We start from the raw sequence: 26,180 nt of genomic DNA, 5'->3' as shown, positions 1-26,180 counted from the left end.
ACTTTGCAAAAAGGATAGAATGTCAGTGAATGTAACCAAGCGGTTTCACCCCTTCCGAGTACTGGGCCTGGTGCTCGCGCTGGCGTTTGGCAGCGCCCCGCTCTCGGCGCAGGACTATACGGTGAACCTGAATGACACCGATATTCAGGAGTTGATCAAATTTGTCGCCGAAGCCACTGGCACGACAATCGTGGTCGACCCCGCGGTAAAAGGCAAAGTAAAGGTTATATCATCCAAGCCGGTGTCGGCCGGAGAGCTCTACCAGCTGTTTCTCTCGATTCTGGATGTGCATGGCTACGCGGCCGTGCGTTCGGGAGAGGTGGTGCGCGTGATACAGAACAAGGATGCCCGCTCAGCGCCTGTTAGCGTCAGTGATGGCCAATCTGGCCTTACCTCGGAGGAGTATGTTACCCAAGTGCTGAGGCTGGACAATATATCGGCCGCCAAATTGATCCCCGTGTTGCGCCCGCTGGTGCCGCAACAGGCCCATATGGCTGCCTATGCGCCCAGCAATGCGATCATTATTTCCGATATCTCCTCCAATATCGACAAGATCAGGGACATTATCGAGCGCATGGACAAATCCGCCGTGCAGCAGACGGATGTGGTTAAACTGCGCTACGCGGTGGCGGAGGACGTAGTGAAAATGCTCGACCAGCTCAATAAGTCCGAGGCCAAGGCGGCCGGTGGCGAGCAGGAAACCTTGCTGGTGGCCGATTCGCGGACCAACAGTGTGCTGGTCAGCGGCGACGAGCTGGAGCGGGCGCGGATGCGTGCCCTCATCGACCACCTGGATACGCCGCTCGAACAGAGCGGCAACGTCAAGGTGATCTATCTGGAATACGCCAACGCGTTGGATATCGCCGAGGTATTGACCCGGGTGATGAAGAACATCAGTGAATTGGAGCCTGCGGACGGGCTTAAGGCCGGCGGTTCAGGCAACACGTCCACGATTGAGGCGGATGAGGGTACTAACGCCCTGATCATCACCGCTGATGCCGATGAAATGGCGGCACTGGAAGCGGTGATCCAGCGGCTGGATATTCGCCGTGCACAGGTGCTGGTGGAGGCGATTATCGTTGAAATGGAAGTCATCGATGGCCAGGATTTGGGTCTGCAGTGGTTGTTTGCCGACAGCAGCGGCTTTTACGGCAGTAATATTAATGCCGACGATGTTAGGGCTGCTAATATTGGCGCGGCGGTGCTGCCATCGGATTCCGATGATGGCGAGGTCAATATTGGCTCGTTGGCGGCGGCGCTTGCTGGCACACCGGGGTTGTCTCTGGGTTGGGGGCAGATCAGCGATGGGCTGTCCATGACGGTCATCCTCAACGCGCTGAAGGAAACGTCCAATGCCAACATCCTGTCCACACCGAGTATATTGACGTTGGATAACCAGGAGGCCTATATCACGGTGGGACAGAATGTCCCGTTCGTGACGGGTTCGTTCACCTCGACCGCCGACAGCGCGACCAACCCCTTCCAGACCATTGAGCGGGAAAATGTGGGTATTACCTTGACTGTCACTCCTCACATCAATGAGGGTGATGCCGTGGTACTGGATATTTCACAGGAGGTTTCCAGTCTCAGCGGTCTGTCGGTCACGAACACGGCATCGGATATCATCACCAACGAACGTAAGATTGAAACCAAAGTGTTGGCGGTTGACGGACAGATCGTCGTGTTGGGTGGCTTGATCAAGGACGATGTACAAGACGCCCAACAGAAGGTACCGCTGTTGGGCGATATCCCCTATCTGGGCAGGTTGTTTCGCAGCGATGCAGAAAAGGTCACCAAGCAAAACCTGATGATATTTATCCGCACCACAATCATCAGGGATAACGCGGCGCTGGCCGGCGCATCCGCCGAGAAATATCGTTACATTCGCGACCAACAGGCACTGCGTAAGGATAGGGGGCTGACGTATCTCGACGATGCCAATTTGCCTGTGATGGACGAGTGGGAGGAGACGCTGAAAGAGCTGGATTCGCTCAAGGAAGTCCAATCTGGCAGTTACGGCCCGGGTGCGCCGGCTCCGCCGGTGGATGGCCGGTGACTGAGTCTACTGAACTGGTGGCAGCAGAGGCGCCTGTAGCAAGTGCCCCTGCCAGGCCGGCCATACCGTTTACGTTTGCCCAGCAGCACGGCGTGCTGCTGGATGCCACCGATGAAGGTGCCCCGCTGGTGGTGCATCAGGGCGAGCCAAGAACCGCGGTGTTGACCGAGCTGCGCCGCCTGCTCGGAGCGCCCTTTGTCCTGCAGGCCGTTCCCGAGGGAGATTTCAAACGGCGCCTTACGCTGGCCTACCAGCGCAACAACAACGAAGCGGTGCAGATGGCTGAGGATATCGGCGCGGACAGTGATCTGAGCCGTCTCGCTGACGCCATCCCCGATGCTGCAGATCTGATGGACACGGAAGATGATGCGCCCATCATCAGACTGATCAACGCGATACTGTCACAGGCAGTGCGGGAGCAGGCATCGGATATTCATATTGAGACTTTCGAGGATCGGCTCAGTGTGCGCTACCGCATCGACGGTGTGCTCTCCGAAGTGCTGTCGCCCAAACGCATGCTGGCGCCGTTGTTGGTGTCGCGCTTGAAGGTGATGGCGAGGCTGGATATCGCAGAAAAGCGAGTGCCACAGGATGGCCGGATTTCGGTGAAAATTGCCGGGCACGCGGTGGATATCCGTATGTCGACTATCCCCTCCGCGCACGGCGAACGCGTGGTGTTGCGATTATTGGATACAGCGGCGGGGCAGTTGCAGTTGGCTCAGTTGGCGATGAACAAGCAGGTGCTGGCAGCCTTTACCAAACACCTGCACAGCCCCCATGGCATCATCCTTGTGACCGGCCCAACGGGTTCGGGTAAAACCACTACCTTGTACGCCGGGTTGGGGGAGATCAACGAGACCTCCCGCAACATCCTCACGATAGAAGACCCCGTTGAATATATGTTGCCGGGAATCGGCCAGACGCAGGTCAATTCCAAGGTCGATATGACCTTTGCGCGCGGCCTGCGCGCGATACTGCGCCAGGACCCGGACGTGGTGATGGTGGGCGAGATTCGCGATCTGGAGACTGCAGAAATTGCGGTACAGGCATCCCTCACCGGGCACTTGGTGTTGTCGACACTGCACACTAATACAGCAGTGGGTGCGATCACCCGGCTGAAAGACATGGGCATAGAGCCCTTCCTGTTGTCCTCCAGTCTGATAGCTGTGATGGCTCAGCGTCTGGTGCGGCTGTTGTGCAGTCATTGCAAGGAACAGGCCGAGCCCAACTCGGCAGAGCGCGAATTGCTGCGCCTGGGTGATGACGCGAGGGCGGTGAGCATATACCACGCCAAGGGCTGCGAGAAATGTAAATATACCGGCTATCACGGGCGTACCGGCATCTACGAAATGGTGGAAATCGATGATGACGTGCGCCAGATGGTATACGAGAGCGCCAACGAACAGGATATTTTGAAAGTCGCGCGTATCAAGTACCCGGGTATCGAGAGCGATGGCCGGCGCCGCATTCTGGCCGGTGAGACCAGTATCGAGGAAGTCATGCGTGTGACTTCCATCGTCTGAGCCCGTGTTGCCGATGTCGAGGGTTGAATCGTGACGGCGTATCGTTATCGGGCGTTGAACCCCCAGGGGAAAATCGTCAAGGGCGTGCTCGAGGGGGACTCCGAGCGCCAGATCCGTACCCAGTTGCGCGGGCAGGAGTTGCGCCCGGTGGAGGTTGCGCAGGCCAACAAGGCCGAGTCCAGTGCGCCGGGTTTTCGTCCGACCAACCTCTTTTCACGTATCAGCATCAGCGATCTGGCGCTGATTACCCGCCAGATGGCGACGCTGGTGGAGGCTAATCTCCCGCTGGACGAGGCCCTGCAGGCCGCAGCCGAGCAGAGTCGCAGCAACCGGATCAAGGGCATGTTGTTACAGGTGCGATCGCGAGTCGCCGAGGGCCATACGCTGGCCTACGCGATGGGTGAATTTCCGCGCGTTTTCAATGAAATGTATCGTGCCATGGTCAACGCCGGTGAGCACGCGGGTTTTCTGGGTCCAGTATTGCAGCAGTTGGCCGATTACACAGAACAGCGCCAGTACACTGGACAGAAGCTGAAAATGGCGATGATCTACCCTTTTATACTGCTCGGTGTCGCGATAGCGGTAGTGCTGCTGTTGCTGGTGTTTGTGGTGCCGGAACTGGTTGGTATTTTCGCGCACAGTCACCGGGAACTGCCGGCCCTGACGCGCGGTCTAATTGCCACGAGTGATTTTTTTCAGGAGTATGGCCTCTGGCTGCTGGGTGGGTTACTGGTGGTTTATTTTGCGATCCAGCACCTGTTGCGCAACCCGGCACGCAAAAAGCGCTGGCACCGTTTTTTGCTGCGCGTGCCGGGCGTATCGCGCGTGGTGACAGCGATGGATACCGCCCGTTTCGCATCCACGCTCAGCATACTGATGGCCAGTGGTGTGCCGCTACTGGAATCACTGCGTATCGCCGGCCAGGTATTGACTAATCTGGTGTTGCGGGAGGACAGTGTCGCCGTGGCAGCGCATGTGCAGGAGGGCAGTAGCCTGAACCGGGCACTGAAGGAAAGTGGCCGCTTTCCGCCAATGATGGTGCATATGGTGGCCAGCGGTGAGGCCAGTGGGGAGTTGGAAAGCATGCTGGAGCGCTCGGCGACGAACCAGGAGCGTGAGTTGGAAATGACCATGGGTACTTTGATGAGTCTGTTTGAACCGCTGATGGTAGTGTTCATGGGCGGCATGGTGCTCACAATCGTGCTGGCGATTCTGCTACCGATATTTGATCTGAATACAATGGTGAATTGAATAATGAAACAACGAAGCAATGCCGGGTTCTCCCTGGTGGAAATTCTGGTGGTACTGGTAATTATGGGTCTGTTGATCAGCGTGGTTGCACCCACGGTGCTCAATCGCGCCGACGAAGCCCGTGTGCAAAAGGCGCAGGCGGATTTCAAGGCGATAGAGACCGCGTTGAAGATTTACCGTCTGGATAACTACGTCTACCCGACTACCGAGCAGGGCCTCGAAGCGTTGGTGGAAGCCAGTACGCTCAGCCCCGAGCCGCGTAATTTCAAGGAGGGCGGCTATCTCTCGGAACTGCCGATAGACCCTTGGGGTCGCCCTTATCTTTACCTGAGTCCGGGTGAGCACGGCGAGGTGGATATCTATTCGCTGGGTGCTGACGGTCTTTCCGGTGGTGAAGGTCAAGCCGCCGACATCGGCAACTGGAAATCAGAGGGCTGACAGCAATGGCTCCTAGCCACGCTGGACTTTCGAGCCGTTGTGCAGGGCCGCGACGCAAGCAGTTTCCCGCTAACTCCAGGCTATAGGCAGTGCTGTTACGCACTGTGATCGTATGCCGCAATCTTCCATGACGTGGGCCGGCGCTTCGTCGGGCGCGCGTCAACGCGGTTTCAGCCTGCTGGAACTGCTGGTGGCCCTGATGGTTGTCGTATTGGTGACCACTCTGGTGAACCTTTCTGTCAGCTCCGGCGGCCAGGATATCCAGCTCGAAGCACAGGTTCGCGGCCTGGCTGACGTGGCCAGTTACGCACTGGATGAAGCGCAGATGTCGGGTATTGATTACGGGCTGCTGCTGCAGGAAGAGGAGGGATCGAGCGAGACAGTCTACAGTTATCACTGGTTGGAACGTCAGCTCGATGGGTGGGAAGAGCCGACACGGGGCGGCGACATGTTTGCCTCGCAGGAGTTTGTGCCGGGCGTCGAGTTAGAACTGGAGCTGGAGGATGCGCCTGTAGTGGAGTTGTCGCTGGAAGACAACGACTATGAAGAGGACGAGGATCGCGTCCGTCCGCAGATTGTTTTTTACTCAAGCGGTGAAACCACGGTGGGCGCGATCAATGTGCGCCGAGTGGAGAGCGGTGATCTGCTGTGGCGTATAGAATGGGATCTGCTGGGACGTTTCAAACTGTTGCGGCGCGGTCAGCCCGCAGATGAGGAGGACTACCAGTAGTGCGCGCTCGCGGTTTCACACTGGTGGAAGTGATGGTGGCACTGGCCATCGTTGCAATTACACTGCCGGCCCTGCTGATGGCGCTCTACCAGCAGGTGGATGATGCTGCCTATCTACGCGATAAAACCCTGGCCGAGATGGTGGCGGTGAATAGACTGGCCGAGATGAGGCTGGTGGTTGCCGCCACGCGCAGTATCAAGGCCGGTAAGGACAACGGCGAGGCGATGTTTGTCGATCGTGACTGGTACTGGTGGGTCGAGACAAAAACCACCGAAGTCGCGAATTTCTACCGTGTGGAACTCAGCGTGGCGCTCAGTGAGGAGCGGCGGGAGCAACCACTGTACAAGCTGTCGGCGTTTATATTCGGCGATCTGACGATTGATCCCGATGGGCTGGAGGATCAGTCCCAGGGAGACCCAGACCCTGATCCAGATCCCGACCCCGATCCCGATCCGTCTCCGGGGGTATCGGACGCATGACACTTTGCCAACATCCAGCCAAAAAGACTGCGTGCCTGATGGCGACTAAAGCGTCCACAGGCTTCACCCTGATCGAAGTTCTGATCGCGATGGCGATTACCGCCTTTGTGTCTATGATCGCCTATACCAGTTTGTCTACAGTGATGTCGGGTGTCGAGAGCCTGCGTGAGAATACCGACCGCATCTACGAGGTGAACCGCGCCCTGATGATTATTTCGCGCGATCTGCGGCAGTTCACCAACCGGCCGGTACGCGATGAGTTCGGCGAGGTGGAGCCGGCGATGACAGGCGGCATGCTGGCGCGTTTTACGCTCAGTTTTACCCGCACTGGCTGGCATAATCCCAACGACCATCCGCGCAGCAATCTGCAGCGGATCAATTATCGCCTCGAAGACAATGGCTTGTGGCGGGATTCCTACGCTGTGCTGGACCGCGCAGCAGATACAGAGCCGCAGACGGTGCTGCTGCTGGATGACGTGGATGATCTGCGCCTGACATTTCTGCCAACACTGGAGTTGTTGCAAGTGCAGACCGGCGGCTCCTCTATCGATACCGCTAACTGGCAGGAAAACTGGGTCGCAGATAGCGGTGCGCCGGATGAGGAGCTGGTGCCGCCAGTGGCTCTCGAAATGACCTTGATGCTGCAGGACTGGGGAGAAATGAAGCGTGTCTATACATTGCCTCCGCTGTAATTCAGGCGCTGCAATCCATGCGCGGCGCACCCAGGGTGGCGCAGCGCTGATTGTCGCTATGTTGGTGTTTGCCCTGGCGACAGCACTGGTGGTGGCGATGAAAGGTGATTTCGATCGTTTTTTCCAACGCAGCGTTAACCTGCTGTTTGATGAGCAGGCGCACGCCTATCTGCGCGGGGCGGAGGATCTGGCCGCCATGGTGCTGATCATGGACTACGACGAAGATAAGTCTGAAGGTTTGGTTCGCGATGATTTGCAGGAATTGTGGGCGCAGGAAGCGACCGACTATCCGCTGGATGACATCGGCTGGATGCGCGGTTCGATCGAGGATTTGCAGGGGCGATTCAACCTGAATGCACTGGGCGTGCGCGCGCGCGAGTCCGATCAAACGGGAGCGACCACCTCCTATACCGCAGCACAGGAGCAATTTATTCGGCTGTTACAGGCACTGGAAGAGCCGGTCGTCAGCGAACAGGAGGCCAGGGCCATTACCGAATCGGTGAGCGACTGGCTGGACACCGATACCGTGCCCTCGGCGAATGGCGTGGAAGACGATTACTATTACGGACAGACGCCGTCCTATCGCGCTGCCAATCGCGCCATGGGCAGTGTCAGCGAGTTGCGCGCTGTGGCCTACATGACGCCTGAAATCTACGAGGCACTGGTGCCCTATGTGACCGTCTGGCCGCAGGAGCCGAAACCGATCAATATACACACGGCACCGGCAATGGTACTGCGCACCCTGAATTCCGACAAGAATCTCAGCCCGTTGAGCGCGGCGGAAGGCCTGTCACTGGTTGAGTTCCGGGATGAGGTAGGGTTCAAGGATATCAATGATTTTCTCTCCAATGCCCTATTTGAGGGAAGGCGGGAGACCATGACCGGCGTCAGGGACCAACTGGGGCAAAGCAGCGAGTACTTTCTGCTGGATGCCACAGCGGAGGTTGCCGACAGGAACCTGCGCTTGTACAGTGTGCTCCATCGCCATAATCGCCAGATCGAAACCCTTGTCAGAGCCAGTGGCAGTCTGTAATTGGTTATTTATATGACAAATGAGAGTCGCAGTGAGAATTACCCAGTGAGGAAGACACCGTTTTGCGCGAATCTGCTGTAGTCCGTCTGGTCGAGGGTCGCCTCGCCTGGTATCCGCCCGGCGCGGGTGCCGAGCCGCAGTGGCTGGATGAAGAGAGCGCGCGCGATAGCCTGCACGCCACCCTGGCTCAGCGGCGCATCAAAGTGTGTTTCGCTGCACCCGGTGCGGATGCTCGCCTGCTGACCCTGACCGTCGCGCCGGAGGAGAAGAAACACCTCAATCAATCGCTGCCTTACATGCTGGAGGAGCAGGTCGCTGCCGATGTCGACAACCTGCACTTCGCCTATAGCCCGCTGGAAGCGGATACTTATGCCATTGCAATAGCTGCCAGGTCGAAGATGGAGGAATGGCAGGCACTTCTGGCCGATTTTCCGGGCATACAGCTATGGTTGCCTGAACCCATGGTGTTGCCCTGGCATGCCGGTGAGTGGAGTCTGGTATTGGAGGGCGATAAGGCGATTGTGCGCACAGGGCAGTGTGAGGGCTTTACGGTCGAGCGCGATCTGGTGGTGACCCTGCTGCAGAGCGTACTCGCTGATAACGATGAGCCCGAGGCTGTCATCCTGTATGGCACGGATCAGGACGCGGACACGCAGTTGCTCCCGGAGGCCTTGCGCGACCGGGTGCAATGGCGGCGCGGCAGCTTGTGCGCGGCACTCCTGCTCAGCGAATTACCGGAGGTCAAGGTCAACTTGTTGCAGGGAGACTACGCACCGCGCCTGCCGTTGGAGTTGTGGTGGCGGCAGTGGCGGGCAGTGGCCGCGGTCTTTGCTGCGGCCTGCATTATTCAACTGGCGGGCATCTACGCAGACTATCGCAACCTGTCGGCACAGAATCTGGCACTGCGCGGCGCTATAGAGGAGAGCTATCGGCGCGCAATGCCCCAGGGCGCTGTCGTGGATGCTGAAAAGCAGTTGCGGCGACAGTTGGATGTGCTTGGGGGGACCGGGCAGGCCAGCGGTTTTATCGGGCTCATCGAGCGTGTCGGTGGTGCGGTTGCCGGTATGCCCGACACCAGCATCGCCAGTATCAATTACAACGACAAGGGGAACGAGATGCGCCTCAATATTGTAGCGGCGGATTTCGAAGGCGTGGAGCAGTTGCGCAGTCGTATGAGTGAGGCCGGGTTGGACGCCATTATGGAAAGTAGTACCACGCAGGGTGAGCGGGTCAGTGCCCGTCTGCGGGTGACGGAGCGATCATGAAGGAGTGGTTTGCACAACTCAATCAGCGTGAGCAGATGAGCCTGCTGGCACTGGGTCTGGCTCTGGTGTTGTATCTATTGTATATATTCGTCTGGTCCCCGCTAGACGAACAGCGCGAGCAATTGGCGCTGCAGAATGCAGCCATCGCGGAATCCCAGGTCCGGGTTGATGCGATGGTGTCCGAGTTGATGCAGTTGCGCAAAAGTGGGGCTAAGACCGGCACCCGGCGCAACCTGACGTCTGTGATCAACGAATCAACCGGACGCTGGCAATTGCCTGTCATTCGGCTGCAGCCCAATAGCCGTGGCGAGATACAGGTGAGATTGGAGAACGCGGCTTTTGACGATGTGCTGCAGTGGCTCTACCAGATGGAATACACCGAGCATATGCTGGTGCGTGAGGTGTCCCTGACCCAGGCCAATAAAGCTGGCCTCGTCAACGTCACAGCGCGAATCGCAGAGGCGGGATAGCATGAAATTGACCCGCCTCGTCGGCGCTGCTGCTCTGGCACTACTGCTTGTTATAACGCTGCTGGTAAGCGCCCCCGCACGCCTGTTCTACCTGTTTGTGCCAGGTGAGATGGTAGTGCTTCGCGGTTTGTCCGGCACTGTGTGGAATGGCAGTGCTAGCGGGGTTCTGCTGCGTTTGCCGCAAGGCTACTTCCAGCTGGGCGCGGTGAATTGGTCGCTGCATCCTCTGTCCCTGCTAACGCTGTCGCCTCATCTTACCCTGAGCAGCCATTGGGGAAAGCAAACATTGGCGGGCGATATTATTTTGCGCGGCCAGCGGGATCTGGATCTGCTCGATCTGGAAGTACAGGTCGCGGCGAATCTGTTGGGCCGTTTTGCACCAGTGGCAGTCGACGGATTTTTCAGTTTGCAAGCGCAGCACCTGCAATTGCGCGATGGTATGCCCTACAGTGGCAAAGGTCGTCTGGTGTGGCAGAATGCGGGCTGGAATTCCCCGCGCGGTTTGGTGCCGCTGGGGAGCTATGCGCTGGATTTCCAGCAACCGGAAGGCGGCGCGGTGACAGGTGATGTCCTGACGTTGTCGGGCCCACTGCAAGCTAGCGGCATATTGCAGTTACAGCAGCGTCGCTATGAAGTCGATGTTCAGCTCAGCAGTGATACGTCGCTGGATGAGCAGGTCAAGCAGATGCTGTCCCTGATTGCGCAACCTGATGGAGCGGGCTTCCGTCTTACCCTGGCGGGTGACGTGTAATTTATTTGAGACTATTTTTACCTGAGAGATTGGCAAATGAGTGGTTCCGATTACAAAAAATACGAGTGTGTAATTTGCGGTTTTATTTACGATGAGGCCGAGGGCCTGCCCGATGACGGTATTCCTCCAGGCACTCGCTGGGACGACATTCCCGAGGACTGGGAGTGCCCGGATTGCGGAATCTCCAAAGCCGATTTCGATTTATACTTAGAGTAGCGCCGGCTCCGATGCCTTCAGCCTCCCCGGTGTTATATAGCGAACGGGTGGTGGCTGCATTAGCGCCAGCCAAGCACCGCTGGTAAAGGTACACAGGGACACACTATGACGACCACGCGCGCACGCCTGACCGCCGTGAGGGAACTGATGGCCCAGGCTGGCTACGATGCGTTGGTCGTGCCCCGGGCAGATGAGTACCTCGGCGAATATATCCCCGAGAATAAGGAACGACTGCGCTGGATCAGCGGGTTTACCGGCTCGGCTGGAGCGGCGCTGGTGCTGCAGGAGCAGGCTGCAATCTTCGTCGACGGGCGTTACACCGTGCAGGTGCGCAACGAGGTGCCTGCCGAGCTCTATGCCTATCACCACCTGGTTGACGAGCCGGCGGCAGAATGGCTGGCGGCAGCCCTGCCACGCGGAGCCACTGTAGCCTGTGATTCCCGCCTGCATAGCCTGCAGTGGTACCGCGATACAGAGAGTACCCTGGCCGATGCGGGCATTGCATTGGTTGCCGACACTGACAACCTGATTGATCGTTGCTGGCAGGACCGGCCAGAGGCGGTTTGCCGCCCGGCGTTGCTGTTGGACGAGGCGTTCACCGGTGAATCCAGCCGTGACAAACGTCGGCGTATCGCCGCAATGGTCGCAGCGCGCGGGTGTGATGCTGCGCTGATTTTTGCCCCCGACTCTGTCAGCTGGCTGCTCAATATACGTGGCACGGACCTGCCACAGCTTCCGGTAGTACAGAGTTTCGCGATGCTGGAGGACACGGGGGACGTAACGCTGTTTGTCGACGCGCGCCGACTGCCCGACGGTTTTGATGCGCACGTGGGAGAGGGGGTGCGCGTGCTCGGTGAGGCTGATGCCTGCGGTGCACTCGGGGCTTATACCTCACGCCGTGTACTGGCCGATGCGAAAAATGCAAGTGCCTGGATACAACTGGAACTATCCCGCCTCGATGCCATTCTGGTTGACGGTGAAGACCCGGTGCAGCTCGAAAAAGCCTGTAAAAATGTTGTTGAACTGGCGGGTGCGCGCAATGCCCACTGCCGCGATGCTGTGGCCGAAGTGCGTTTTCTGGCCTGGCTGGATGCACAGGTGGCTGCCGGTCAATGGCATGATGAGGCTGCGCTGTCGGATAAACTGCTCAGTTTTCGGCAGCAGGGACAATACTTTCACGCAGTCTCTTTCAGTACGATTTCTGCCGCCGGCGCCAATGCAGCCATGTGCCATTACAATCACCTCAATGCCGTACCGGCGCGCCTGTCGCCTGACAGCCTCTATCTGGTCGACAGCGGTGCGCAGTATACCGATGGCACTACCGATATTACGCGTACCGTGCCGATTGGCGATCCGGGCCCCGAGGTGCGGCGCCTGTACACGCTGGTGTTAAAGGGGAACATCGCGTTGGCGCGGGTACGTTTTCCTCGCGGTACTACCGGTACGCAACTGGACGTACTGGCGCGGCAGTTTTTGTGGCGTGAGGGCTTTGATTACGATCACGGTACCGGACACGGCGTGGGCGCATTTCTCAGTGTGCACGAGGGGCCGCAGCGGATATCCAAGGTTTACAATGCTGTGGCATTGCGTCCGGGCATGATCGTCAGTAATGAGCCCGGTTACTATCGCGATGGCAAGTTCGGTATGCGTTGCGAGAATCTGCAAGTGGTCCGCGAATGTATGGGTGACATTGGCGAGACACCAATGCTGGAGTTTGAAACACTCACGCTGGTGCCATTTGATGCACGCCTGATAGAGCCCGCCCTGATGGATGCCGCAGAAATTGATTGGTTGAACCGCTATCACCAGCGCGTTGCCCAGACTATCGGCCCGCTGCTGCGCGGTGCTGACGCCGATTGGCTCAGTCAGGCAACGCGCCCTCTATAGGAATTCTCCCCAATTCAACTGCAGGGGAATGCGGTAATCAGCGCCATCATAAGTGCTGTCTCCACTGGTGTTTCATCAGGTAGTTCGTTTTTTGAGATAAAGACATTGATCAGCTTGATGTAATCTTTCTGCCCCAGAACGATCTCTTCCGGCTGGCAAAATAGCGTGGGCTTGTTCTGTTTAATCAACGTCGCGGCCGCCACCGTCGCACCCACACCGACTCCGTTAAGGTAGATTACGGTCGCTCCCCACTTCTGGTTGTCGCCTTTGTTCGCCGTAAACTCGGTGATCGACATCATGCTCATCGCGGCACTGGTCGTTATCATGCTGACGATGAATAAAACGGCGGTGACAAGGGCTTTCATTGGAGTATTTCCTGTATCGAGTGTCATTGAGGATCAAGCTTATTTTCCAGCACCATAGAGAATGAGTGCCTGTATGTCCAGCGTGCACCGGGCGATGTGCCGTCCGTGGCTTGGCGTCGCTTGTGATGAAAATTATGTGCACGGTAATGCAGACTCGTCACCTGCGAGTGAATTTGTGTAGACTGCATAGATAACAGCGGCAACAGGAGTGGGATATGGCAGCGGTGGGCGGCGCGCACTGGTCTTCGCGGTTCGGTTTTTTGATGGCCTCAGTGGGGTTCGCTGTTGGGCTGGGTAACATTTGGCGGTTCCCTTATATCGCCGGCGAAAACGGCGGCGCGGCATTTGTGCTGATTTACCTCGCCTGTGTGTTCGGTATCGGCGCTCCCATTCTGATAGCGGAAATACTGATTGGCCGCCGCGGTCAGGGCAGCCCGACGGAGTCGATGACCGCAGTCGCACTGGAGAGTGGCCGCTCCAAACACTGGCAACTCGTTGGCGGTATGGGACTGCTCGCCGCGTACACCATTGAGATTGTTTATGCGGTGGTTGTGGGGTGGGTCCTGTGGTACTTATTCAAGGCAGTGACGACCGGGTTTGTCGGCTTTGACAATGTCTCTGCCAATGCCGAATTTGCGGCGGTACTGGATAATAACCTCGGCATGCTGTGGTGGACACTTGTGGGGCTGGCGATCACAGGGGTGATAATCTACGCGGGAGTGAAAGATGGAATCGAGCGTGCGGTCACCGTTCTGATGCCGCTGCTGTTCCTGTTGCTGGTGGGGCTGGCTGTATACAATTACTTTGCGCCCGCGGCCGCTTCGCAGGGTCATGGCTTCTCTCGGGCGCTTACCTGGTTGTTTACCCCGGATTTTAGCAAGATCAATTTTGCCAGCGTGCTCGCGGCCGTGGGCCAGGCGTTCTTTTCACTCAGCGCAGCAATGGCCGGCATGATGGTCTACGGCTCCTACCTGCCTAAAACCGTGTCTATCACACGGTCCGTACTGATTATCGTCAGTCTCGATACCGGTGTCGCGCTGCTCGCGGGCCTGGTGGTCTTCCCGGTGGTCTTTTCCAATGGTATGGACCCCGCAGCCGGGGCCGGTCTGATCTTCAAGACGCTGCCCGTGGGCTTTGCGCAGATGCCCGGCGGCCACGGTTTTAGCGTACTGTTTTTTCTGATGCTGGCGGTCGCGGGGATCACCTCCATGGTTGGTCTGGTGGAAGCGGTAAATGCCTGGGTTGAAGATCGTTTCGAGATACCGCGGCATAAGAGTGCGCTGCTACTGGTGGGGTCTATCGCCGTGTTTAGTGTGCTGTCCATTCTGTCCTACAACGTCATGGACCACTGGACGTTGAATGGTAAAAACTTTAACGACAGCATGGATTATTTTTCCAACCAGATACTGTTGCCTGTGGGCGGATTGCTGATAGCCATTTTTGCTGGTTGGTTTATGAATCGGGAGGCCTCACAGGACGAATTGGGAGGTGCCGGAAACGACCACGCTATCTGGTATTTCCTGATCCGTTTCGTCGTGCCTCCAGCGATATTGGTTATCTTTGTGATGGGCGTTTTTGCGTAACACTCACAGCCGGATTCAGTAAGTTGGCCTTTAACTGTGCGATGTCAGCATCGCTCAGTTCGAGGCCACTGTGAACATAGTTGTCGAAGCTGCCCCAGGTGTCATCAATCTGCTCGAATGCAGCCTTCAGCCAGGCTTCATCCACCCCTAGCATGACCGATAGTTTGTCGGCTGCTTCATCTCCCTTGAACAAACGCAGCAGCATAATTTGCGATCTGCGGGCATCGAGCGCGTTCTGTTTGCTGGCCATATAATCCTGCAGCACGACGTCCTGCGGCACTCCGAGAATACGTAAAAGAATCGCTGAGGCGAACCCCGTACGATCCTTGCCTGCACTGCAGTGCCATAACGTGGGCGCGCCACCGGACTCAAGTACGGTGCGGATAAACTGACGAAACTGCGGGGTGAAGGTGCTGGCGAACTGCCGATTGCCCTCCAGCATCAGTTCGTTAGGATCAAAACCGTCGAAATCACTGCGCTCGATACGCCCCATGATTTCCTCCACCATGGCCTGATTCCCATCATCCAGTGTCGGTATTTCAACCACAGTGATGGTGGTGGGCTCGGGGAGGCGATTGGGCTCGGCCTCTTTCTCGGAGTTCGAACGGAAATCTATCAGCGCATCGATATTGAGTTTTTGCAGGCTTTGCAGATCGGCGTTGGAGCTTTCGGCCAGCGTGCCTGCCCGGTAAAGCACACCCCACTTCACCTGCCGGCCATCGACAGTAGGGTAGCCTCCGAGGTCACGGAAGTTGGCAATACCCTCAAAGTTCAGGAGGCGGTGGGCATCGCGTTGATCCGCTGGGATCTCTGCCGGCACTACCAGCGCCGGCGCGGGTATAAACTGAATAGCTCCAATGGCGACGATCGCCACAGTAACAAAGGACCAGAAAAGCGTTTTCTTGTGCAAGGGAGACCTCGGGTTTGAGCGCTGTAAGCTGATAGCATATCACCTGCATGACCTCCGACAAGAGTGGCCGCTGCTGCCATTGCGGTCGCATTTGCCAGCGGGGATGCGATTAACCATAATTGGCGACCCGGAATCTTCAAACAGGCAAACCCATGGCTTCGCTGCAAGACCAACTCCTCCAATCTGGCCTCGTTGATAAGAAGAAGGCTAAACAGTTGAAGCAGGAGAGCCGCAAGCAGGCTAAAGGTCGTCAGAAAGGCCAGGTCCAGATCGACGAGACCAAAGAACTGGCCCGGCGTGCGCAACTGGAAAAGGCCGCGCGAGATCGACAGCTGAATAAGGCGCAACAGGCTGAGGCCGAGAAGAAAGCCATAGCCGCGCAGATCGTCCAGCTGATTACAATGAATCGTGTTGCTCGCGAAGGTGGCGATGTGGCGTACCAGTTTAAAGACGGCACCCGGATTAAAAAGATTTATGTGACGCCAAAAATCCAGACAGACCTGATCAATGGCCGCTTGGCGATTGCCAAGCTGGCGGATGATTACGCGTTGCTGCCCGCATCAGCGGCGGCCAAAATCGCACAGCGTGACCCTGAGGTGATCGTGTTGTTAAACCAGTATGAGCCGGTCGAGGTGGATGAGGACGACCCGTATGCAGATTACAAGATTCCAGATGATCTGATGTGGTAAGCAGTGGCACGGAGGAAGGGGATAGCGACTGCTGTCCGGGTTGCCATGATATGAAACAGGTTTAATTTATTGTTACGGATAAGGAGTTTGGCAATGTTGAAATGGATGCTACCGGCGCTAGTCGCGGTGATTTTCTGTAGTGCTGCTGTGCAGGCGGATGAGGAATTCCGCCTGATGGCTAACCCGTCGCCGCCCTACGCGGATGCGAAATTGCCGGATCAGGGGCTGGCGCTGGAACTGGTCAAGACAGTATTTGCAGACACTGACTTCACACCCGTCATTACGATAGAAAACTGGTCCAGAGCGCTGGAGGGCACCGAGGTGGATGTCTACGATGCGCTGGCGGCCGTGTGGTACTCCAAAGACCGGGAAAAGACCCTGTTGTTCAGCAAGCCGTATTTGCGCAGTGAACTGCTCATTCTCAAGCTGCGCTCCAACCAGGGACAGTATGTAACTCTCGATCAGCTGGCAGGCAGTCGCTTGGGCGTGAGAACAGATTACGCCTACGGTGTGGACTTTTCCGCGATCCCCGATTTGACGCTGGTACAGCAGGATCAGTTGGTGTCAAACCTTCTAAACCTCCTTGATGGGAAAGTGGATTTTGTCATCGCGGACCAGCGTACGGCGGCTATGCAGTTGCATGAATATTTTGGCGACCAGATCACGCAGTTTGCTGTGACGGAGATAGCGCTGCCCCCCGTGGAGCGGCATGTGGCTGCAAGCCGCGCATGGCCGGAGGGAGAGGCGATGATTGCCGCATTCAATCGCGCCCTCGCAGCCCGTCAAAAGGACGGTTCTCTGGACGCTATTACTAAGAAGTGGGATGAGCGTTACGGCGGGATCGAATAAGCTGAAGCCCTGAAGTCGATTCGCTGTCATTAAAACCCTATAAGATCACAGCGCAACTGCTATGGATACCTACAGTATGAATAAGGCTTACCTCGCAATTTCCCTGACCACGCTGCTACTGCTGCAGGCGTGCTCTGATGGCTCCGACAGCGCCGGCCAATATGCGGCCGCCTCAACACCCTCCTCGCTAACCGTGGTACCGACAGCGGCACCTGAAGGTGCACCCGGTGAAATGCGCTCCCTATCATTCAGGGTGACTATGACAGCCCCGCAATCCAGTGCGGTGAACATCTCCTATAACACCAGCGCCGAGACCGCCACCGCGGGACAAGACTATCTAGACACAGCTGGGGAAGTGTCCATACCTGCGGGTGAAATCGAAGGCGTGATTTCGGTTGATATGATTGGCGATGCGCAGGAGGAGACTGCTGAGACTTTCGCACTCAATATTAGCGTCAGTGACAATGCGGTGCCCACGGCCACCGCGATCACCGGTACCATTGCCAATGATGACTCGGTGTGCGATGCGCCCTTTTCCAAGGATCCCAACCCCTGGCTTATGAACGGAGCCGACCCGCTGAACTTCGCCCATCGCGGCGGCGTGACCGACTTTCCTGAGAATACGCTGTACGCGTATTCTCAGGCGGCCCTGGCCGGTGCCGATGTACTGGAGATGGATGTATACCAGACCAGCGATAACGAACTGGTGATTCTGCATGACCTGGACGTGGATCGAACCACGAACGGCAAGGGAGATGTGGCGAGCATGACGTTGGCCGAATTGCAGGCGCTGGACGCCGCCTACTGGTTCGTACCCGGTGCGGGAACGCCACACGACCGGCCAGAGGAGGATTATGTCTTCCGTGGGATTGCTACAGGCGACAAGCCGCCGCCAGAAGGCTACAGCGCTGAGGATTTCCGTATTCCCACGCTGGAAGAGGCCCTTGCCCGCTTTCCCCACAACCTGATCAATCTGGAACTCAAACCTGATCTGGATGGTGCTGGAGGCTATGAGCAGCAGATGGCGAACCTGCTGCAGCGCTACGGGCGCTATACGGATCTGATCGCAGGCTCCTTCATCGACGAGGCCACCATGAACTTCAAGGCAGTGGCTCCGTGCGTCTACAGCTATCTGCCACTGGGACAGGGCCTGCAGATCTTTACCCAATACCTGATTACCGGCACGGTTCCCGATTTACCGGAACATATCACCGCGCAGGTGCCACCTGATACCAGCCAGATAGGGGATCAGATTCCCGGTGATGAACCCATCCCCATTGTCTCTCCCGAGTTAGTTAAGGCCATTCACGATGTCAATACAGCGGTGCAGGTATGGACCATCAATACCTGCGAGGAAATGCTGCGCATGATAGATATGGGCGTTGACGGCATTATGACCGACCGGCCACTGTTATTGGAGTCTTTGCTGTCGCAACCGCGTGGCGAGCGAAGTTGTGATTGAGTTTGGGCCGTTTGATTGGCGCTGAGTGCATCAGGGCCCTTTGATATTCGCGCGTCTTGGCGATTGAGCAAAGAGGCAACCAGATTAGACTATGGCCCAATTACGCGGCCGATGTCTCCCCAAAAGCCGGAGCATTGTCATTCCGGTTTGTCGCCACCTCTGGCGCAGTGCCGCCCCTGATGATCTAGAGTAAAAAAGACAAAGGACGTTAATCGATGCAGTATCAGTCTGCAGCGGTTTCTTTGATTGTTAATACGCTCTCGGAGTTACCGGTGTACAATACCACCATCTTGACCGGCACCGTGCCTGTATTGCGGCCGTTGTGCAGTACATTGACCGTTTCAGCGGCGGCATCACCGGTTTTCAGGTTCAGGGTTTCACCCGTTTGGAGTTCCACCTCTAGCTCGCCTTGCAGCACCACGCCGAACGAGGCTACCGGGTGTAGATGCCAGCCGGTCTCGCCGCCCGGTGCTACCTCAACCTCAACAATGGTGACCTCTGCAACCCCCGCAGGGTAGTTAATCGGTACACCATCCCAGCTTTCCTGTGTTTTCAATAATGGCGTAACTTTGACGTCTGCAGTAGCCTCGATAGCGAGTGTCAGCTGGGATATTGAAGACAACGCCACGCCGATCAGTAATGTGTTAATTATTTTCATAGTATTTCCCCGTTCAGATAAGCGAGTTTTCAGACCTTCGCTAGCACTTGATAGTATGGGACGGTGCCCGTTAACTCCAGCGGAGCATCGGGAGCCGATCCCACACCCTGATGGTTCGCGAGCCCTGTTGTTATTATTTGTCGTCCTTCAGCATAACTGAAATAAACACTTCCCAGGGTTGGTGCTCGCTCGGGTTCCAAAGGGAGGCAATGTGCGCACGGGCCTCTTCCTCAGACCAGCCCAGGTTGCGGTGTGCAAATATTGCGTAAAACGCAGAGACCCGATAATTCGCCGCGCAGTGCACAATCAGCTTCTGACCCTGCAGGGCAGTCATTGCAGCCGCAAACGTATGATAATCGCTCTCTAGCGGTGCCTTGAAGTCAACCGGGATATAGTGGTAGCTCAGCCCCTGCTGTTCAATACACGTTTGCTCCTCTGGCTGTGCGTACTCACTATCGTCAGGCAGCAGGTTTATCACGGCCCTGAAGCCTTCCTGTCGGAGTGCTTCAAGCTGCTGTCTGTTCAATACCCCCGCTGTGGCGATGGTCTCGCTGACTTTTTTATAGTTAAAAGCGTCCGTTACACTCATGAGCGTGTCCTCACTCCGGCAATATCAGACCAGGTTCAGGTTGTGATTCTGTCGACGATTCGTGCGCATAGGTCCTCCTGCGTCAAGCCGCTGCAATCCACAGTGATCTCAGCGAACTGCTTGTACAGGGCCTCGCGCTCTGTGAAAAGGTCCGCCAGGCTCTGCTCGGGACGCTTGGCCAGACCGCGGGAACCAAAGTTGTGAATGCGCTTCTGAAGAGCAGGCAGGCCAATTTCCAGAAACACGATGGTCCCTATGGATGACAGGTGAGCCATTGCACGGCCGCTGTAAACCGCGCTGCCTCCGGTAGCAATGACAGTGCGCTCAACATCGATGGAAAGCAGCACTTCTTCTTCAATGTTTCGCAGGGCAAGGTGACCGTCGCTATCGACGATATCCTGCAGTGGGCGCTGCTGCGAAGACTGGATCAGTAAATCGGTATCGAGAAAGTCGTAGGAAAGCATTTTCGCCAGCACCACCCCGACCGTGCTCTTGCCGGAGCCGGGCATGCCGATGAGTACGATGTTCGGCTTTGTTGCAGGCATGTGTTATTGCTCTCTATGCTCGACTGTCAGCGGTTTTCATAGCGGTTGACATCAAACAGGCCGGCTTCCCTTGGGTACGTTGCAAGGTAGTGCTTATACAGCGCGTCCGACAGAGGCCAGAACGCGGCCTGGTTACGCCGAACACCGTAGACAGACACCAGCGTCGCGTAATCGGTTTCGTCGCGCATGGATTTGAGCGCGGTGACGAAATCGTCCAGTTCACTTTCCGCTACCTGAAAGAAGACATTCGGGTAAGAACCGATGAAACCCCTGACCACGGTCAGGTAATCTTCCTCGGGAACGCGACGTTTGTCTTCGTGGAACATTTGTGCATTATTCAAATAGCCATCATTGTGTACGATGGTGTAGTAGCTGTATTCCTCGGGCTCCGCTTCGATCACCTGCACAAAAGAGACCTCCGGCAGCAGGCTGAAGGGCGGCCCCTGCAGTTGTTGCAACGTATCGAATTGCGAGCTCACGGGTTGGTAGCGCTTGGCCGCCGAACCGGGTATGTGCTTCTTCAGCATATCCAGCAGTTCTTTCTTGGGGTTGTCCGTCTTGTACTGAATATCGGATGTGCGATCGAATGCGACAGAGTCCGTCATCATGAACTGCTGCGCTTCTTTCTCTGCCTGGCGATACCAGAAATCGCGCAGCACGATTCGCTCATGCGGCGGCAGGAAGAAGAGAAAATTTTGCTCGCCTTCCATGCGCAGGAAATCCATGTAGAGACGGGTTTCGAGCTGGTGAGCGACATTCCCGAATACGTCATAGCCGGCAACCAGCAGGTAGTGAATCCGCTCGAGTAAAGAATAATCTATTACCCATGCTGTTTTGGGCTGCTGCCCAACAAAACCCTTCACCACAGAGGCGCTGTTGGAGTGACGGAAGATCGTCAGGGCGGCATTGTCGTTCTCACCATAACCGTCCCAGATCAGATCGAGATTGACCTTGGTGCCGTCAGGGCCTGTCATTCTCTGGATATACTCGAATTTGGCTTTCAGGAACTTCAGTTGCTCGCGCGAGTAGTTACGCCATTCAACGATGGTTACCAGAGCGCCGCCAACCTTGTCGGCCGGCAGGCGCAGGTTCTTGCTCTCTGCGGCGAGAAACTCTGCATTCTCCTGAATGCCCTGGCGGTCCGGATCGAGAAACGCCACCCAGAAATGATCATCGATTACGTTCAATGCTACCTGGCCGCGACACACCGGGCCCTTGATGAAGCCCATGATGGTGAATTGTGCTTCGTCCAGCATAAACTTGTAGCGTGCAGTCTGTGGCAGTTCGCGGTATGCAATAAACGGGTTGGACGCCACGGCGGGGTCATAGGAGGGCAGCGCTGTGATCTTGTACTCGGGTTCGAGGAACAATTGCTGCCAGCGCTCCATACGCTGCGCATTAAGGGCATAGGGCATGTGCCGCTTGTCCAGCACCGCCGTGCGCAAGGCTTGCAGACGGTAGTAGATCCGTGCCTGACCGGGGTCGTCGAACGGACGCCGCGTGGCGATAATGTCGATGGGCTGGCCCGGCGGGGTGCGTGATCGCACCAGTGTGTAATACAGGCCGCCTTCGCCTAGGTCAGAGAAATACAGGTTGGCGATGAACAAGTGCTCATACATGTATCGCGCCATCAGCTGTTGTTTCAGGCTGTTGCCGTTGAAAAAAGTCTCCCAGCGCTGCAGCTCACTCATCGCCGCCTTGGAGGGCGCGGCAACGGGCACGCCCTGTGCGCCCTGCTGCAGCCATTCGGTCAGCGTCTTGTGTTCTTGATGGCTCAGTCCCGGCAACCCGTAGGGCATCCCCCACAGAGGATTATTCGCCGCGAAGGTGTCAAAATTCTCGGGTTTGGTGCACTGCTGCTCGCGATCAAGCCCCAGTGTAATGGTATCGGGTAGTGTGTTGCCCTGTGGCAAAGGGTGCAGCTGTTTCAATGCCAGCATACGCGCCATTACGCCCTGCTCGGGTGATGGCGCATTGATCATTGGGTAAAATCCCTTGTCGCGCCATTCCTCGACGGTCTGTGCATCCTCGAAAAGTCGGGTCGGTGGCGCTGCTTTCAAGCGCAGAGAGTACACCTGTTCCTTACTGGCACCGCGCTGTAAACCCGCCCAGGCATCCAGTTTCAGCTGGCAGGGGGCGTCATAACAACCGTGGCAGACCATGCATCGCTGCTCGATAATAGGTTTGACTGCGGGCGGATAATCACTATCTGCGAAGCTTGCCGGTGAGAGCAATATGGCCAACAGGAGGAGGGCAAATCGGGGGAATATTTTCATGGCGGAATTCTGCGGGTTTGACCTGTTGAATGCAAGCAGACAAAGGCCTGTAGAGGCAGTGTATTCGCGCGGCATGCACTCAGGATGGCAGCAGAGGCACCTGGTTTTTAAATGGGGCAGGATTCCGGGTGTGATATCTTAGCGGAGGTATCGGGGTGGCCGTATCCAAGATCAATAACTGACTCCGCAGTGGCTATTTTACAATCCGCAGTCACGCGTGGCGCGATAGCTGAGGTGTAAGTGAGTAAGAACGACGACATAGCGCTTTCCAGTGCCGCCATTGGGAAACTGCGGGGGCGCCTGCAGCACGCCATCGAAAAAGGACCGCTGCCATCGCTGCAATTCGCGCTGGCCAAAGATGGAGACCTGGTACATTTCGAAACACTGGGTCGCGCCGATAACAGCAACCGCTACAACATATTTTCCTGTACCAAGCCTGTCGTGGCCTCTGCGATATGGCGCCTGATGGGTGAGCGCCTGATCCTGATCGATAAGCCTGTCGCGGAGTATATTCCGGCCTTTGCAGAGAACGGCAAACAGCACATCACGATCGAGCACGTACTGTGCCATACGGCGGGTTTCCCGCGCGCACCGCTGTCCGCGCCAGCGTGGTGGACACGGGCATCTCGCCTTGATGCAATGCGCAACTGGCACCTTAACTGGGAACCGGGTAGCCGAATGGAGTATCACCCGCTGTCGGCACACTGGGTGCTGGCGGAATTGATTGAGACTGTCAGCGGGGTCGACTACCGGCGCTATCTGCAGGCCAATATCATTGCACCGCTTGGCCTGCAACAGTTGTGTCTGGGTGTCCCCGAGTCCGAACAGTCTGATATCACCACCGTGCAACACGTCGGTGAACCGCCGTCGTCTGAGCAGATCCGGGAACTTTTTGGGGCGGCGATCGAGTGGCCCAATACGGTGGATCACTCGCTATTGATGTTCAACGATCCCGCGGTGCGGGCGTTGGGTGTGCCGGGAGGGGGCGCTGTGTCTACTGCGGCGGACGTGGCGCTGTTTTATCAGGGTGTCATGCGCAACAGCGCAGAGCTATGGCAGCCGGAGATTCTGGCCGATGCCATCGGTACGGTGCGCGTCGATTTCCCCGATCCCATGACGGGCGCGCCGGCCAATCGCAGCCTCGGTGTGGTGATCGCCGGAACGGACCGCTACCAGCCGTATCGGGGGCTGGGAAACCGGGTCTCCGGGCGTGCTTTCGGGCATCAGGGTGTGGGTGGGCAGGTGGCTTGGGGAGACCCGGTCAGTGGTATTTCGTTCTGCCTGTTGACCAATGGGTTGGATGCAAACCCCCTGCGCAGCGCGCAACTGTGTGCGGCCGCTAGCAATCGCGCCGCAGCCTGTTGGCGGCCCTGACCGTCCGCTTTCTTTACATGCCAACAGTTGGAAGCTTGAGATTCTTTCTATTTCATTGATTTATAAGGATAAAATAATGCTGGCATAAATATCGCATCAGAATATCATGTTATTCATACAAACAGGGTATGGCGATGATGACGGCCTCGATAAAACGGTATTTCGCGGTGATTGCACTGGCAGCACTCCCGTTTGTAAACTCCGCAAATGCTGCCTTGATGTATGTAGGCTATTGGGATGTCGCCGATCCCAATGCGCCGCTCTGGTCCGATACTCCCCCCAACGGACCATTGGCATACACAGGTCAGGAGGCCGCAGCTCTGCTGTTCGGTGGCAATGCCTCTGAGTACTCGATCTCAACCGTCGACGATACTGTCGCAAATATCAACAATATGGCCTGGTACGATATCATTGGCTATGGCGGCCATATATTTGCAGAAGATTACTCCAACAAGTACCTAGGTCAGTATTACGGCCCAACAGCGGGTTTCAATGTTTCTGATTTATCCAATGCTGCCTCGGCTTACGTGCGTGATAACCTTGTACAGGGGGCCGCGCGCAACTACGTATTCAAGGACGATGGGAGTACTGTTTATGACGCAGTACCCGAGCCCACCATGCTATCGATGTTCCTGCTTGCGCTCGGTGGCGTTGTCACCATGAGGCGTCGTGCCAAACTAGCCGCGTGACGGCATCGGTTCGGGCCCGTTGGCGTTTTCAGCTTTTTAGTGGGTGCCGATCACATTTGCGTTGAGTAACGCCTGTATCTCTGCGTCGTCGTAGCCCGCCTCTTGCAGAATCGCCTCGCTGTGTTCTCCAAGTCTGGGCGGGTGGCGGTACAGCGCAGCGGGTGTCTCCGACAGATGTCCCGGATAGCGTATATACCTGAGCGTCCCCGCCTCCGGATGTTCGGCATCGAAGATGGTGCGGTTGTGTTTCGCCTGTGGGTCATCGGCAAATTCGCGCACCGTTTTTACTGGCCCGAACGGCACACCAGCGGCATCCAGCCGCGAAAGTAACTCACTGGTGGTAAAGCGTTTCATCACCTCACCTATGGCATCCAGCCAGGTGTCGAAGTCACTGATACGCTCGCCGAGATTGCGCATGCCTTCGCGCTCTAGCAACTCAGTACATTCCAACGCAGTGCACAGATTAGTGAAGTGGTTGTCCTGCAAAGCCATACCCACGACAAAACCGTCGCTTGTCTCGAAAGTGCGCAATACCGCCAGCGGTGTTGGATCCCGCAAATCGTTGGGCACAAAGCTGTCTACCGGCATCATATCTGCCAGCGCGTTGGTTGCCCAGGCGTCTATCATCGGTACATCCACACGCTGCCCCCTGCCGGTGCCACCGGGACGGTCGCGCGCGTACAGCGCCGCCATGGCCACCCCGGCAGCAGTGGTTCCAGTCGTTTTGTCGACAATGGCAGATTGTATCAGCTGTGGCTTGCCACCAAATGGCATGCCCTGAATGTGCATCATGCCGACCAGGCCCTGCGCGATGGGGTCATAGGCCGGTTTGTGGGAGTAGGGCCCGGTGGGGCCAAAGCCGGTAATGGAGACATAGATCAATTTCTCGTTAAGCTTACGCAGGTCCTCGTAGCCTATGCCCAGTCTGTCCGGCACACCGCCGCGAAAGTTCTCCACCAGAATATCAGCTGTGGCCGCCAGCTTTTTGACAATGGCGATGCCTTCCGGATTTTTCAGGTCCAGTGCGAGGCTGCGTTTGTTGCGGTTCATCTGCGTGTAGAAGCCGGTAAGACCGGCTTTCTGGGGCGGTGACATCCAGCGCGAAATCTCGCCGTGTGTCGGCTCGATCTTGATAACGTCAGCGCCCAGGTCACCGAGCTGCTGACTGCACAGTGGTCCGGTGATCATAGAGGTTATATCGATAACGCGGATACCCTGCAGCGGGCCCTGCGGTGTGTCTGACAACTTGATATCCATGGAGATGTGCCTCGTTTTATTGTCCGTCGATCTTACACGCTGTTGCATGGTCTTGCGAAGAGCATACAACGTTACAGTGCGGAGTTTGGGCTTGAGAGCGCTGAGTAATTAAACCGCATCGTATAGATCGAAGAATCTGTTTG

The 26,180-nt window shown here is 56.8% G+C and carries 26 protein-coding genes; 19 read left to right on the top strand and 7 right to left on the bottom strand.

Annotated elements, in window-relative coordinates:
- Positions 1–19 precede the first annotated feature (19 nt).
- The 13 genes from gspD (at position 20) to AC0L6S_RS11075 (ending at position 12,791) form a co-directional block, all read left to right on the top strand.
- Positions 20–2,056, top strand: a complete 2,037-nt coding sequence (gspD, locus tag AC0L6S_RS11135) for a type II secretion system secretin GspD (RefSeq protein WP_473423992.1) — start codon at positions 20–22, stop codon at positions 2,054–2,056.
- Positions 2,053–3,579 carry a type II secretion system ATPase GspE gene (gspE, locus tag AC0L6S_RS11130; protein ID WP_473423990.1) on the top strand — a complete coding sequence of 509 codons (1,527 nt, stop codon included), beginning with the start codon at positions 2,053–2,055 and terminating at the stop codon, positions 3,577–3,579. Before gspD ends, gspE begins: the two co-directional genes overlap by 4 nt.
- Before the next feature lie 30 nt (positions 3,580–3,609).
- Positions 3,610–4,830, top strand: a complete 1,221-nt coding sequence (gspF, locus tag AC0L6S_RS11125; protein ID WP_473423989.1) for a type II secretion system inner membrane protein GspF — start codon at positions 3,610–3,612, stop codon at positions 4,828–4,830.
- A gap of 3 nt (positions 4,831–4,833) precedes the next feature.
- The gene (gene gspG / locus AC0L6S_RS11120; protein ID WP_473423987.1) at positions 4,834–5,268 is read left to right on the top strand and encodes a type II secretion system major pseudopilin GspG; all 435 of its coding nucleotides are present in this window, start codon (positions 4,834–4,836) and stop codon (positions 5,266–5,268) included.
- Positions 5,269–5,395: 127 nt separating this feature from the next.
- The gene (locus AC0L6S_RS11115; protein ID WP_473423983.1) at positions 5,396–5,998 is read left to right on the top strand and encodes a prepilin-type N-terminal cleavage/methylation domain-containing protein; all 603 of its coding nucleotides are present in this window, start codon (positions 5,396–5,398) and stop codon (positions 5,996–5,998) included.
- The gene (gene gspI / locus AC0L6S_RS11110; RefSeq protein ID WP_473423981.1) at positions 5,998–6,477 is read left to right on the top strand and encodes a type II secretion system minor pseudopilin GspI; all 480 of its coding nucleotides are present in this window, start codon (positions 5,998–6,000) and stop codon (positions 6,475–6,477) included. Before AC0L6S_RS11115 ends, gspI begins: the two co-directional genes overlap by 1 nt.
- A 38-nt stretch (positions 6,478–6,515) precedes the next feature.
- Complete coding sequence (gene gspJ / locus AC0L6S_RS11105) at positions 6,516–7,169, top strand: type II secretion system minor pseudopilin GspJ (RefSeq protein WP_473423980.1); 654 nt, start codon at positions 6,516–6,518, stop codon at positions 7,167–7,169.
- Complete coding sequence (gene gspK, locus AC0L6S_RS11100) at positions 7,144–8,202, top strand: type II secretion system minor pseudopilin GspK (RefSeq protein WP_473423979.1); 1,059 nt, start codon at positions 7,144–7,146, stop codon at positions 8,200–8,202. Before gspJ ends, gspK begins: the two co-directional genes overlap by 26 nt.
- A 62-nt stretch (positions 8,203–8,264) precedes the next feature.
- Positions 8,265–9,467 carry a type II secretion system protein GspL gene (gene gspL, locus AC0L6S_RS11095; RefSeq protein ID WP_473423978.1) on the top strand — a complete coding sequence of 401 codons (1,203 nt, stop codon included), beginning with the start codon at positions 8,265–8,267 and terminating at the stop codon, positions 9,465–9,467.
- A complete protein-coding gene (gene gspM / locus AC0L6S_RS11090; protein WP_473423977.1) occupies positions 9,464–9,937 on the top strand; it encodes a type II secretion system protein GspM in 474 nt (157 codons plus the stop codon). The genes gspL and gspM overlap by 4 nt, the downstream gene beginning before the upstream one ends.
- A 1-nt stretch (position 9,938) precedes the next feature.
- Positions 9,939–10,688: a type II secretion system protein N gene (locus tag AC0L6S_RS11085; RefSeq protein WP_473423975.1), complete on the top strand. Its 750-nt coding sequence runs from the start codon at positions 9,939–9,941 to the stop codon at positions 10,686–10,688.
- Positions 10,689–10,724: 36 nt separating this feature from the next.
- Positions 10,725–10,904 carry a rubredoxin gene (locus AC0L6S_RS11080; RefSeq protein ID WP_473423974.1) on the top strand — a complete coding sequence of 60 codons (180 nt, stop codon included), beginning with the start codon at positions 10,725–10,727 and terminating at the stop codon, positions 10,902–10,904.
- Positions 10,905–11,009: 105 nt separating this feature from the next.
- Complete coding sequence (locus tag AC0L6S_RS11075; RefSeq protein WP_473423973.1) at positions 11,010–12,791, top strand: aminopeptidase P family protein; 1,782 nt, start codon at positions 11,010–11,012, stop codon at positions 12,789–12,791.
- Positions 12,792–12,805: 14 nt separating this feature from the next.
- On the opposite strand, the gene AC0L6S_RS11070 is transcribed toward AC0L6S_RS11075, so the two are convergent.
- Positions 12,806–13,156: a Rap1a family protein gene (locus tag AC0L6S_RS11070; protein ID WP_473423971.1), complete on the bottom strand. Its 351-nt coding sequence runs from the start codon at positions 13,154–13,156 to the stop codon at positions 12,806–12,808.
- A gap of 215 nt (positions 13,157–13,371) precedes the next feature.
- On the opposite strand from AC0L6S_RS11070, the gene AC0L6S_RS11065 reads away from it, so the two are divergent.
- Positions 13,372–14,739 carry a sodium-dependent transporter gene (locus tag AC0L6S_RS11065; protein WP_473423970.1) on the top strand — a complete coding sequence of 456 codons (1,368 nt, stop codon included), beginning with the start codon at positions 13,372–13,374 and terminating at the stop codon, positions 14,737–14,739.
- Here the strand turns inward: AC0L6S_RS11065 and AC0L6S_RS11060 are convergent.
- Entirely contained in the window at positions 14,711–15,649 is a 939-nt protein-coding gene (locus AC0L6S_RS11060) for a tyrosine-protein phosphatase (protein WP_473423969.1), read from the bottom strand. The two genes, AC0L6S_RS11065 and AC0L6S_RS11060, sit on opposite strands and share 29 nt — an antisense overlap.
- A 152-nt stretch (positions 15,650–15,801) precedes the next feature.
- Here AC0L6S_RS11060 and AC0L6S_RS11055 point away from each other — a divergent pair, with 152 nt between their 5' ends.
- From AC0L6S_RS11055 to AC0L6S_RS11045, 3 genes are all read left to right on the top strand, one after another.
- Complete coding sequence (locus tag AC0L6S_RS11055; protein WP_473423968.1) at positions 15,802–16,338, top strand: DUF2058 domain-containing protein; 537 nt, start codon at positions 15,802–15,804, stop codon at positions 16,336–16,338.
- A 93-nt stretch (positions 16,339–16,431) separates the two neighbouring features.
- A complete protein-coding gene (locus AC0L6S_RS11050) occupies positions 16,432–17,187 on the top strand; it encodes a substrate-binding periplasmic protein (protein ID WP_473423966.1) in 756 nt (251 codons plus the stop codon).
- A gap of 76 nt (positions 17,188–17,263) precedes the next feature.
- Positions 17,264–18,649, top strand: coding sequence for a glycerophosphodiester phosphodiesterase family protein (locus tag AC0L6S_RS11045; RefSeq protein ID WP_473423965.1), 1,386 nt, complete (start codon positions 17,264–17,266; stop codon positions 18,647–18,649).
- 223 nt (positions 18,650–18,872) lie between these two features.
- Here AC0L6S_RS11045 and AC0L6S_RS11040 read toward each other — a convergent pair whose 3' ends face one another.
- The 4 genes from AC0L6S_RS11040 to AC0L6S_RS11025 form a co-directional block, all read right to left on the bottom strand.
- Positions 18,873–19,307, bottom strand: coding sequence for a cupin domain-containing protein (locus AC0L6S_RS11040; protein WP_473423964.1), 435 nt, complete (start codon positions 19,305–19,307; stop codon positions 18,873–18,875).
- A 133-nt stretch (positions 19,308–19,440) separates the two neighbouring features.
- Positions 19,441–19,896: a protein tyrosine phosphatase family protein gene (locus tag AC0L6S_RS11035; protein WP_473423963.1), complete on the bottom strand. Its 456-nt coding sequence runs from the start codon at positions 19,894–19,896 to the stop codon at positions 19,441–19,443.
- Between the two features lie 35 nt (positions 19,897–19,931).
- A complete protein-coding gene (locus AC0L6S_RS11030; protein ID WP_473423962.1) occupies positions 19,932–20,441 on the bottom strand; it encodes a shikimate kinase in 510 nt (169 codons plus the stop codon).
- Positions 20,442–20,467: 26 nt separating this feature from the next.
- A complete protein-coding gene (locus AC0L6S_RS11025) occupies positions 20,468–22,717 on the bottom strand; it encodes a fatty acid cis/trans isomerase (RefSeq protein WP_473423959.1) in 2,250 nt (749 codons plus the stop codon).
- A gap of 240 nt (positions 22,718–22,957) precedes the next feature.
- On the opposite strand from AC0L6S_RS11025, the gene AC0L6S_RS11020 reads away from it, so the two are divergent.
- Both AC0L6S_RS11020 and AC0L6S_RS11015 read left to right on the top strand, forming a co-directional pair.
- Positions 22,958–24,091, top strand: coding sequence for a serine hydrolase domain-containing protein (locus AC0L6S_RS11020; protein WP_473423958.1), 1,134 nt, complete (start codon positions 22,958–22,960; stop codon positions 24,089–24,091).
- A gap of 134 nt (positions 24,092–24,225) precedes the next feature.
- Positions 24,226–24,780: a PEP-CTERM sorting domain-containing protein gene (locus tag AC0L6S_RS11015; protein ID WP_473423957.1), complete on the top strand. Its 555-nt coding sequence runs from the start codon at positions 24,226–24,228 to the stop codon at positions 24,778–24,780.
- A gap of 36 nt (positions 24,781–24,816) precedes the next feature.
- Here AC0L6S_RS11015 and AC0L6S_RS11010 read toward each other — a convergent pair whose 3' ends face one another.
- Positions 24,817–26,037, bottom strand: coding sequence for a CaiB/BaiF CoA transferase family protein (locus AC0L6S_RS11010; protein WP_473423956.1), 1,221 nt, complete (start codon positions 26,035–26,037; stop codon positions 24,817–24,819).
- Between the last annotated feature and the right edge of the window lie 143 nt (positions 26,038–26,180).

The sequence above is a fragment of the Halioglobus sp. D3-4 genome (assembly GCF_055809315.1).
This window is presented reverse-complemented; position numbering and strand designations above follow the sequence as displayed.

Coding starts and splice junctions, on each gene's coding strand:
- gspD (WP_473423992.1), top strand. CDS start 20: ATGTCAGTGAATGTAACCAAGCGGTTTCACCCCTTCCGAGTACTGGGC.
- gspG (WP_473423987.1), top strand. CDS start 4,834: ATGAAACAACGAAGCAATGCCGGGTTCTCCCTGGTGGAAATTCTGGTG.
- AC0L6S_RS11115 (WP_473423983.1), top strand. CDS start 5,396: ATGACGTGGGCCGGCGCTTCGTCGGGCGCGCGTCAACGCGGTTTCAGC.
- gspJ (WP_473423980.1), top strand. CDS start 6,516: ATGGCGACTAAAGCGTCCACAGGCTTCACCCTGATCGAAGTTCTGATC.
- gspM (WP_473423977.1), top strand. CDS start 9,464: ATGAAGGAGTGGTTTGCACAACTCAATCAGCGTGAGCAGATGAGCCTG.
- AC0L6S_RS11085 (WP_473423975.1), top strand. CDS start 9,939: ATGAAATTGACCCGCCTCGTCGGCGCTGCTGCTCTGGCACTACTGCTT.
- AC0L6S_RS11080 (WP_473423974.1), top strand. CDS start 10,725: ATGAGTGGTTCCGATTACAAAAAATACGAGTGTGTAATTTGCGGTTTT.
- AC0L6S_RS11075 (WP_473423973.1), top strand. CDS start 11,010: ATGACGACCACGCGCGCACGCCTGACCGCCGTGAGGGAACTGATGGCC.
- AC0L6S_RS11070 (WP_473423971.1), bottom strand. CDS start 13,156: ATGAAAGCCCTTGTCACCGCCGTTTTATTCATCGTCAGCATGATAACG.
- AC0L6S_RS11065 (WP_473423970.1), top strand. CDS start 13,372: ATGGCAGCGGTGGGCGGCGCGCACTGGTCTTCGCGGTTCGGTTTTTTG.
- AC0L6S_RS11055 (WP_473423968.1), top strand. CDS start 15,802: ATGGCTTCGCTGCAAGACCAACTCCTCCAATCTGGCCTCGTTGATAAG.
- AC0L6S_RS11050 (WP_473423966.1), top strand. CDS start 16,432: ATGTTGAAATGGATGCTACCGGCGCTAGTCGCGGTGATTTTCTGTAGT.
- AC0L6S_RS11045 (WP_473423965.1), top strand. CDS start 17,264: ATGAATAAGGCTTACCTCGCAATTTCCCTGACCACGCTGCTACTGCTG.
- AC0L6S_RS11040 (WP_473423964.1), bottom strand. CDS start 19,307: ATGAAAATAATTAACACATTACTGATCGGCGTGGCGTTGTCTTCAATA.
- AC0L6S_RS11035 (WP_473423963.1), bottom strand. CDS start 19,896: ATGAGTGTAACGGACGCTTTTAACTATAAAAAAGTCAGCGAGACCATC.
- AC0L6S_RS11030 (WP_473423962.1), bottom strand. CDS start 20,441: ATGCCTGCAACAAAGCCGAACATCGTACTCATCGGCATGCCCGGCTCC.
- AC0L6S_RS11025 (WP_473423959.1), bottom strand. CDS start 22,717: ATGAAAATATTCCCCCGATTTGCCCTCCTCCTGTTGGCCATATTGCTC.
- AC0L6S_RS11015 (WP_473423957.1), top strand. CDS start 24,226: ATGATGACGGCCTCGATAAAACGGTATTTCGCGGTGATTGCACTGGCA.
- AC0L6S_RS11010 (WP_473423956.1), bottom strand. CDS start 26,037: ATGGATATCAAGTTGTCAGACACACCGCAGGGCCCGCTGCAGGGTATC.